The sequence below is a fragment of the Stenotrophomonas sp. SrG genome (assembly GCF_050031795.1).
Classification (GTDB): Bacteria; Pseudomonadota; Gammaproteobacteria; order Xanthomonadales; family Xanthomonadaceae; genus Stenotrophomonas; species Stenotrophomonas rhizophila_A.
Window position 1 is genome coordinate 1 of sequence record NZ_JBNBBE010001070.1, and the last position, 240, is coordinate 240.

Consider the following 240-nt stretch of genomic DNA (forward strand, 5'->3'; position numbering starts at 1 on the left):
TCCGCCCCCGCCTGCCGACCAGCTGATCGCTGCTACCGGCGAGCCCGCCCCCGTGCTGACCCCGTACTGGGACCGCATGGACGAACTCGCCGACTTCGAGCTGAACGTCAACGCCACCTCTGCAGGCCGTGACCGCAATGAAGAGTTCACGCCGCCGCTGTCACTGGTCAACAGCCAGACCACCGCCGTGGACCAGAACTAACGCGAGGCCTCCTTCGCGTTCCAGGCCTGGGCCCGCCC

1 pseudogene is annotated in these 240 nt (G+C 68.3%); it reads left to right on the plus strand.

The features are described from left to right. Positions 1-199: pseudogene (locus ACQG3P_RS22765) on the plus strand (shikimate dehydrogenase); the annotation flags it as partial. Between the last annotated feature and the right edge of the window lie 41 nt (positions 200-240).